This is a genomic window from Isoptericola sp. NPDC057191, from assembly GCF_042670225.1.
Classification (GTDB): Bacteria; Actinomycetota; Actinomycetes; order Actinomycetales; family Cellulomonadaceae; genus Isoptericola.
The window spans coordinates 1-7,812 of sequence record NZ_JBHUWC010000191.1 but is presented as its reverse complement, the minus strand read 5'-3'; the positions used below and the strand labels follow the sequence as shown (position 1 = coordinate 7,812).

The following is a 7,812-nucleotide window of genomic DNA, read 5'->3' as shown; positions in this document are numbered from 1 at the left end:
GCTCTGACGCGTCAGAGCGTGCACAACCGCCTGTTCGGCGCCCGGCGGCGCGACTCGGGTGCCGCGACTTCTCAGGTGCCAGGTCAGTGTCCGAGCACGGCCTTGAGGAACTCCTGGGTGCGCTCGTTCCTGGGGCTGGTGAACATCGTCTCGGGGTCCGCCTCCTCGACGATCCGCCCGTGGTCGAACATCAGCACGCGGTTCGACACCTCACGGGCGAACTGCATCTCGTGCGTCACGAGCAGCATCGTGATGTCCGTGGTGCGGGCGATCTCGCGGAGCACGCCGAGCACGTCGGCGACGATCTCCGGGTCCAGGGCGGACGTGACCTCGTCGAGGAGCAGGATCTCCGGGTCCATCGCGAGCGCGCGCGCGATCGCCACGCGCTGCTGCTGACCACCGGAGAGCTGGGTGCAGCGGGCGTCGCGCTTGTCCGACATGCCGACCTGCTCGAGCAGCTGCTCGGCACGGGCGACCGCCTCGTCCTTCGACCGCCCGAGCACGTGCACGGGCGCCTCGATGATGTTCTCCAGCACCGTCATGTTCGGGAACAGGTTGAACTGCTGGAACACCATCCCCACCCGGTTGCGCACCACGCGGCGGCGCTTCTCCGAGATCTCGACCCACTTCTCGCCCTTGTACTCGTGCGTGTAGGGGTCGCCGTCGATGAGGATGAGCCCGCCGTTCGCCTCCTCGAGGGTCATGAGCAGGCGCAGGATCGTCGTCTTGCCGGAGCCCGACGGGCCGATCAGGGTGACGCGGTCCCCCTGCGCGACGGAGAAGTTCAGGCCGTCGAGCACCACGTTGTCGCCGAAGCGCTTGACGACGTCGCGGAACTCGATGGCAGGCGTGACGCCGCCGGCGGCGGTCGTCTCCGGTGCGGTCATGGTCTGGCTCCCTGCGGAGGTGGCGAGGTCAGGCAAGGCGGGTCTCCATCCGTCGCACGAGCAGCGACGTCGGGTAGCTCACGATGAGGAACAGCAGCCCCACCATGGTCAGCGGTTCGATGTACGAGAAGGTGTTCGCGCCGAAGCTCTGCGCCGCCTGGTACATCTCCACCACGGAGATGGCGAACAGGAAGGGCGTCTCCTTGAACATGGAGATCGCGTAGTTGCCCAGGCCGGGCAGGGTGTTGCGGACCGCCTGGGGCAGGATGACGGCGCCCCAGGTGCGGGCGCGGGGCAGGTTCAGCGCCACGGCGGCCTCCCACTGGCCCTGCGGCACGGCCTCGATCCCGGCGCGGTACACCTCGGACATGTAGGTGGCGTAGTGGATGCCGAGCACGACGCACCCGATGGCGAGCGCGGGGATCTGCGGCGGCGACAGCAGGTAGACGAACACCAGCTGCACCAGCAGCGGCGTCATCCTGATGAAGTCGACCACCAGCCGCAGCGGGGCGGTGCCCCAGCGGGTCGACGCCCGCAGCGCCAGGGCGATGAACAGGCCAAGGACGGCGGCGATCACCATGCCGACCACCGTGGCGAGCACGGTGATCCGCAGGCCGGCGAGGAGGTCGGGGAGCACCTCCCAGGCGCGGTCCCAGTTCCAGATGGTGGTCTCGGTCATCGGGCTGCCCCCATCGCGACGCCGGCAGTGTCGGTCGGCCGCTGCTGGGACGTGACCCGCAGCCGGCCCGGCTTGAGGCCGAGCGCCTCACCCACGGTGGGCCGGGTGCCCCGGCCGAGGCGGCGCTTGGCGCGCTCCTCCAGGAGGTTCATCCCCCAGGTCAGCAGGTAGGCGATGACGAAGTACACGATCAGGCCGGCGGCGTAGCTGAACACCGTGTCGCTGGTGGCGCGCCGGAGCTGGACCGTCCAGAAGTTCAGGTCGTGCAGCGTGATGTAGTACGCGAGCGCCGACCCCTTGAGGAGCTGGATGAGCAGGTTGGCGAGCATCGGGATCATCAGCGCCCACGCCTGCGGGAAGATGACGCGCCGCACGCGGTGGAACCAGCTCATGTTCAGCGCGACGGCTGCTTCCCACTGGCCCTGCGGCACGGACGCGATCGAGCCGCGCACCACCTCCGCGCCGTAGGCGCCGTAGTTGAGGCCGAGAGCGACGATGCCGACCACGAGGGCCTCCATCTTGAAGCCGAGCACCGGCAGCACGTAGAAGATCCAGAAGATCTGGACGACGAGGGACGTGCCGCGGAAGAACTCGACGACGAACCGCGACGGCCCGCGCACCCACAGGGTCCGGGTGCGCGAGCCGAACCCGAGCACGAGGGCGACGACCAGCGCCAGCACCGCGCCGCCGAGGGTCAGCTCCAGCGTGACGAGCACCGCGTCGCCCAGGGCGGGCAGCCGGTCGACGAGGGTCTGGAGATCATCGGACATGCGGCGTCAGGACTCCAGGCCGATCTCGTCCGCGATCTTCTTGAGGTCGGCGTCCGGGTCGCAGAGCATCTCGGCGGTGAGGCCCGGCGGCGGGTACTCCGCCTCGGTGAAGCCGTACGGCCCCATGACGTCGAGCCAGGCGTCCTTGTCGGCGAGGATCGGCTTGAGCTTCTCGTTGTAGGCGTCCAGCAGGCTGCTGTCGTTCTTGCGGAAGACCTCGGAGCCTGCGCCGATCTGCGGCTCGCCGTCGATCGTCGCGACGAAGGCGTCGGTGACCTCGACGGGCTTGTCCGTGCTCTCGGCCAGGGCGCGCAGCGAGATGCCGGTGAGGGTGAACGCGTCGGCGCGTCCGGTCGTCACGGCGTCGAGGCCGTCCTGCGGGCTGCCGACCTCGATCGTCTTGACCCCCGTCTTCTCGGCGTAGCCCGCCTCGATCGCGCCGCTCGTCACGGCGAGGGTGAGGCCCGAGCCCTCCACGGACTGCCAGTCGCTGAGCTTGTCCGGGTTGCCCTTCGGCACGAGGAACGCGGTGGTGTACATGATCGTCGGCTCGGCGAACGCGGCCTGCTCGCAACGCTCCGGAAGGATCGACATCCCTGCGCTGACCGCGTCGTAGCGGTCGGCGTTGAGGCCGGGGATGAGCGAGTTCCACTCGGTGAAGGTGCCCTCGACGGTGTCGATGCCGAGCTCCCCGAAGATCTTCTTGTCGAGGGCGACGGTGGCGCCGTCGAGCTCGCCGTCGTCCCCCTCGAAGCTGTAGGGCTTCTCGCCGTTGAACGCGACGGTGATGCTGCCCTCGTCCTGCAGCCCGGCGAGAGTGTCGCTCTCGCCCGCGGGGGCTCCGGTGCCCGGCTCGGTGCGCGAGCAGGCGACGAGGGCGGTCAAGGTGAGGACGGAGCCGGCGGCGAGGAACGCCCGGCGGCGCTTCGTGGTCCTGGTGGACGACACGGTGTGTCTCCCTTCCGTGCCCGGGCGAGGTCGCACCGGGCTTGTGGGTCTGGACGGTGCGACACGGTAGCCGCGATGCCGACGTGACGACAATCTATGTATCCACATGTCGGATTGTCTACAATCGGCGAGGGATCGAGGCTTCGGTGCGCCCTGCCCGGCGTCGTCGCAGGTCAGCTCGGTGCAGGCTCGCCGTCCGACACGTCGGAGGGCGTCCCTGGAGCCCCAGAACCCAGTCATGGCATGGTCACAAGAGGGTCACGATCTGGCCCGAGGGCCGGTTCGGGGGATGATGCGTCCCGTCGGGACGGTCCCCGGCCACGTGGAAGGAGAGCAGATGACCCCGTCGTCACGGGTCCCTGTCGGCAGCGCACCGTTCCTGTCGCCGGTGACGCGACCGTCGACGGTCGACCTCATCACCGTCGAGCTGCGCAACGCCGTCTACTCGGGGGCGCTGCCGGTGGGGTCGCCGATCCGCGAGGTCGAGATGTCGAGCCAGCTCGGCGTGAGCCGCGGGCCCTTCCGCGAGGCCGCGCAACGGCTCGTCCAGGAAGGGCTGCTGCGGTCGACCCCCGGCCGGGGGCTCAGCGTCGTGCGGATCGACGCCGACCGGGTCCGGGCGCTGTACGAGGCGCGCGCCGTGGTGGAGACGTCGGCCGCGCCGCTCGCCGTCGACCGTGCCACGCCCGCGCAGGTCGCGGCCGTCCGCGCCGCGCACGACTCCCTCGTCGCCGCCGAGCGCAGCGAGGACGCCCGCCGGGTGGGCGACGCCGACCTCAACGTGCACTGGTCGCTCGTCGCCGCGGCCGGCAACCCGTGGCTGCTGCGGTGGATGACCACCCTCATCGTCGAGGTGCGCATCGCGAGCTTCACGCTCAGCGAGGACTACGCGGTGCGCAAGGACGCCGCCGAGTCGCACGTCGAGCTCGTCGAGCGGTTCGAGGCGCGCGACGCCGAGGGGCTCGTCGCCGCGATCCGCACCAACCTCGAGGACGCCGTCGCCCGGCTGCTCGCGCCGGAGACCGTGGAGGTCGAGACCTTCGACGAGCCCAGGCCGTCGCCCGCGCCCCGCCTGGAGCCGATCACGCCGACGTTCCCCGAGCCCTGACCGGTCACCCCGCTCGCCGCGCGTCGAGCGCCGCGAGCTGGGCCCTCCGCTCGTGCTCGTAGTCGTCCGCACGCCAGGACGTCAGCCCGCCGACGACGACGCCCGCGGGGCGCCCGTCGTCGCCGGGGAGCACCTCGACCAGCTCACCGGGAGCCCCGAAGCCGGGCAGGGCGGGCAGCCGCAGGTCCTCGCCGTCCGCGACGAGCCGCTCCGCCCCTGCCAGCGGGTCCTCCCGGCGCGGGTCGAGCAGCCACAGGTCCTGGCCGAGCCGGACGACGTCGGTCTGCCCCCACAGGTTCGCGAAGCGGCCCGTGCGACGGTCCAGGCCGGCGAGGTCGGCGTCGGACGCCGGGGAGCCGGAGTCGAGGGCCGTGGCGACCAGCGCGAACAGCCCGGTGGCCAGGGCGTCCGCAGGACCGTCGACCGCGTTCGTCAGCACCGACACCGCGACCCGCCCGGCCGGGTCCGCCCACGTGCGGCTGAGCTGGCCGGGGAACGCTCCCCCGTGCCCGACGACCCGGCGCCCTTCGATCTCCCGCGTCTCGAGGCCCAGCCCGTACCGGCGCAGGCGCGCGTGCGGGCGGTCGATCACGGACTCGTCGCGCTGCAGCAGGCGGCGCGTCTCCGGGCGCAGCAGGCCGGAACCCTCGGAGTGCGCCGCGAACCAGCGCGTCAGGTCGGCCGCCGTCGAGGAGAACCCGGTGGCCGCCGCCAGGGCGCCCGTGCGCGCCGCCGCGACGGGGAGACGACCGTCGTCCGCCACACCGCGGGCGGAGTGGCCGACGACGTGGGGGGCGCCGTCGACCGCCTCGGCCGACGTGCAGCGCAGGCCGAGGGGGTCGAGCAGGTCGGCGCGGACGTGGTCGGCGAACGGCAGCCCCGTCACGGCCTCCACCACGAGGCCCAGCAGCCCGTAGGCGAGGTTGGAGTACTTGAAGACCTCGCCGCGCCCCAGGACCGGTCCGTGCGCGAGGACCGACTCGACCAGCGCCCCACGGTCGGGGAACGGCGCCCCGAGCTGCCAGAAGTCGGCGTCGCGACCGTCGCGCAGCACCCCGCCGGTGTGGCCGAGCGCCTCCCGCAGCGTCACCTGGCCGACGTCGGCCCCCGCGAGCTCGGGCAGGTGCGCGTCGAAGGGGTCGTCGAGCCGCAGCGCGCCCCGGTCGGCCAGGCGGGCCACCGCCGTCGCCGTGAACGTCTTGGAGTGCGACGCGACGCGGAACACGTGGTCCGGGGTCAGCGGCTCGCCGGTCGTGACGTCGGCGACCCCCCAGGCGCCGTCGAGCACCAGGTCGTCGCCCACGCGGACGGCGTACTGGACGCCGGGCACCCGCGCGAACCCGGCCTGCGTGGCGACCCACGCGGCGAGGTGGTCGGCGTCGAACAGGTCGCTGGTCGCGTGCTCGGTGATCATGGCCGCCACCCTGCCACGACCGGCGCCCGATGAGTTCCCCGTCGGAGGGCCGTCCTAGCCTGGGACGTGACGCACGTCACTCAGCCGATCCGCAGGGAGGAAGCCATGCCCGACCCGCCCCCGGCCCGCGCGACCGACGGACTCGCCGTCGACGCCCACGGGCTCGTCAAGCACTTCACCACCCGCAAGCAGGTCACCAAGGCCGTCGACGGCGTCGACCTGCAGATCCCGACCGGCAGCGTCTTCGGCCTGCTCGGCCCCAACGGCGCCGGGAAGACCACCGTCGTCCGCATGCTCGTCACGCTGCTGCGCCCGGACGCAGGCAGCGCCCGCGTGCTCGGGCACGACGTCGTGACCGACGCCGACGCCGTGCGCAGCGCCGTCGGGCTCACCGGCCAGTACGCGTCCGTTGACGAGGACCTGACCGGCACCGAGAACCTCCTCATGCTCGCCCGGCTGTACGGCTTCCGGGGTGCCGGGGCCCGACGCCGGGTCGAGGGGCTCCTCGACGCCTTCAGCCTCTCCGACGCCGGCGCGCGCCAGGTCAAGACGTACTCCGGCGGCATGCGGCGGCGGATCGACCTCGCCGCGTCCCTGGTGCTCGCCCCGCGCGTGCTCTTCCTCGACGAGCCCACGACCGGGCTCGACCCCCGCAGCCGCAACCAGGTGTGGGACATCGTGCGGGTGCTCGTCGCGGACGGGGCCACCGTGCTCCTCACGACCCAGTACCTCGAGGAGGCGGACCAGCTCGCCGACCGCATCGCCGTCATCGACCACGGCACGGTCATCGCGGAGGGGACGTCCACGGAGCTCAAGCGCTCCGTGGGGCAGGGTGCCGTGGCGATGCGCCTGGCCGACTCTTCCCAGCGCGCGGCGGCCGCGAGCGTCGTCGAGAAGGTGCTCGGCTCCGAGCCGACCCTGCCGACCGACCCCTACGCCCTGTCGGCGCGCGTGCCCGACGAGGGCGCGGACGCGGTCGCCCGACTCCTGCCCGCGCTCGGCGACGCGGGCATCGCCGTCCCCGAGTTCACGCTGGGACAGCCCAGCCTGGACGAGGTGTTCCTCACGCTCACGGGCAAGCCGCTGCCGGCCGACGCCGATTCCGACGCCGGTTCCGGCGCCGAGCGGCCTGTCGACGCTCAGGAGGTGTCCCGATGACCGCGTCCGCCGGCCCGGCCGAGATGACGACCACCCTGCGCCAGGCCGTGGCGCTCGACGAACGTCCCGCGCGGCCGTCCGCCGTCGCGATGACCCTGACCTTCGGGTGGCGGGCGCTGCTGAAGATCAAGCACGTGCCCGAGCAGCTGTTCGACGTGCTCGTCTCCCCGGTGATCTTCACGCTGATGTTCACGTACCTGTTCGGCGGCGCCCTGGCGGGCTCGACGTCCGCGTACATCCAGTTCCTGCTGCCCGGCATCCTGGTGCAGACCATCGTCATCGTCACCGTGTACACGGGCTACACGCTCAACACCGACATCACCAAGGGCGTCTTCGACCGGTTCCGTTCGTTGCCGATCTGGCGGCCCGCACCGATCGTGGGTGCGCTGCTGGGCGACACCGTGCGCTACTCCATCGCCTCGGTGATGACCATCGGCCTCGGCCTGATCATCGGGTTCCGGCCCGTCGGCGGCTTCGTGGGCGTGGTCCTCGGGGTGGTGCTCCTGCTCGTCTTCGCGTTCTCGCTGAGCTGGATCTTCACCATCCTGGGCCTGCTGCTGCGCACGCCGAACGCCGTGATGGGGGTGTCGATGATGGTGCTGATGCCGCTGACGTTCGCGTCGAACATCTTCGTCGACCCGGCCACCATGCCCGCGGCCTTGCAGCGGTTCGTCGAGATCAACCCGGTCACGCACCTCGTCACCGCCGTCCGGGCTCTGATGGCCGGCACGCCCGACACCGGCGAGATCCTCTGGGTCCTCGTCGCCGCCGTCGTCCTCACCGGCGTGCTCGGCCCCGTCACCATGCACCTGTACCGCACCCGCCACTGACCCCAACCTCTGTTGTGG

Annotated in this window: 8 protein-coding genes; 3 read left to right on the top strand and 5 right to left on the bottom strand. The window is 71.8% G+C overall.

Annotated elements, in window-relative coordinates; genetic code table 11:
* Window positions 1–83 precede the first annotated feature (83 nt).
* The 4 genes from ehuA to ACFT55_RS17545 are packed head-to-tail and all read right to left on the bottom strand — an operon-like array spanning window position 84 to window position 3,284.
* A complete protein-coding gene (gene ehuA, locus ACFT55_RS17560; protein WP_380245130.1) occupies window positions 84–887 on the bottom strand; it encodes an ectoine/hydroxyectoine ABC transporter ATP-binding protein EhuA in 804 nt (267 codons plus the stop codon).
* Between the two features lie 28 nt (window positions 888–915).
* Window positions 916–1,566 carry an ectoine/hydroxyectoine ABC transporter permease subunit EhuD gene (ehuD, locus tag ACFT55_RS17555; RefSeq protein ID WP_380245129.1) on the bottom strand — a complete coding sequence of 217 codons (651 nt, stop codon included), beginning with the start codon at window positions 1,564–1,566 and terminating at the stop codon, window positions 916–918.
* Complete coding sequence (gene ehuC, locus ACFT55_RS17550; protein ID WP_380245128.1) at window positions 1,563–2,336, bottom strand: ectoine/hydroxyectoine ABC transporter permease subunit EhuC; 774 nt, start codon at window positions 2,334–2,336, stop codon at window positions 1,563–1,565. The genes ehuD and ehuC overlap by 4 nt, the downstream gene beginning before the upstream one ends.
* Window positions 2,337–2,342: 6 nt before the next feature.
* Window positions 2,343–3,284: a transporter substrate-binding domain-containing protein gene (locus tag ACFT55_RS17545; protein WP_380245127.1), complete on the bottom strand. Its 942-nt coding sequence runs from the start codon at window positions 3,282–3,284 to the stop codon at window positions 2,343–2,345.
* A gap of 337 nt (window positions 3,285–3,621) precedes the next feature.
* Here ACFT55_RS17545 and ACFT55_RS17540 point away from each other — a divergent pair, with 337 nt between their 5' ends.
* Entirely contained in the window at window positions 3,622–4,392 is a 771-nt protein-coding gene (locus ACFT55_RS17540) for a GntR family transcriptional regulator (RefSeq protein WP_380245126.1), read from the top strand.
* Window positions 4,393–4,396: 4 nt separating this feature from the next.
* Here the strand turns inward: ACFT55_RS17540 and ACFT55_RS17535 are convergent, their stop codons facing one another.
* Entirely contained in the window at window positions 4,397–5,806 is a 1,410-nt protein-coding gene (locus tag ACFT55_RS17535; protein ID WP_380245125.1) for a serine hydrolase domain-containing protein, read from the bottom strand.
* Between the two features lie 105 nt (window positions 5,807–5,911).
* On the opposite strand from ACFT55_RS17535, the gene ACFT55_RS17530 reads away from it, so the two are divergent.
* Window positions 5,912–6,964, top strand: coding sequence for an ATP-binding cassette domain-containing protein (locus ACFT55_RS17530; protein ID WP_380245124.1), 1,053 nt, complete (start codon window positions 5,912–5,914; stop codon window positions 6,962–6,964).
* Window positions 6,961–7,794 carry an ABC transporter permease gene (locus tag ACFT55_RS17525; RefSeq protein ID WP_380245123.1) on the top strand — a complete coding sequence of 278 codons (834 nt, stop codon included), beginning with the start codon at window positions 6,961–6,963 and terminating at the stop codon, window positions 7,792–7,794. Before ACFT55_RS17530 ends, ACFT55_RS17525 begins: the two co-directional genes overlap by 4 nt.
* Window positions 7,795–7,812: the final 18 nt, after the last annotated feature.

Excerpts from the sequence above, each read along its gene's own strand:
- ehuD (WP_380245129.1), bottom strand. The coding sequence starts at position 1,566 with ATGACCGAGACCACCATCTGGAACTGGGACCGCGCCTGGGAGGTGCTC.
- ACFT55_RS17525 (WP_380245123.1), top strand. The coding sequence starts at position 6,961 with ATGACCGCGTCCGCCGGCCCGGCCGAGATGACGACCACCCTGCGCCAG.
- ACFT55_RS17530 (WP_380245124.1), top strand. The coding sequence starts at position 5,912 with ATGCCCGACCCGCCCCCGGCCCGCGCGACCGACGGACTCGCCGTCGAC.
- ACFT55_RS17540 (WP_380245126.1), top strand. The coding sequence starts at position 3,622 with ATGACCCCGTCGTCACGGGTCCCTGTCGGCAGCGCACCGTTCCTGTCG.
- ehuA (WP_380245130.1), bottom strand. The coding sequence starts at position 887 with ATGACCGCACCGGAGACGACCGCCGCCGGCGGCGTCACGCCTGCCATC.
- ehuC (WP_380245128.1), bottom strand. The coding sequence starts at position 2,336 with ATGTCCGATGATCTCCAGACCCTCGTCGACCGGCTGCCCGCCCTGGGC.
- ACFT55_RS17535 (WP_380245125.1), bottom strand. The coding sequence starts at position 5,806 with ATGATCACCGAGCACGCGACCAGCGACCTGTTCGACGCCGACCACCTC.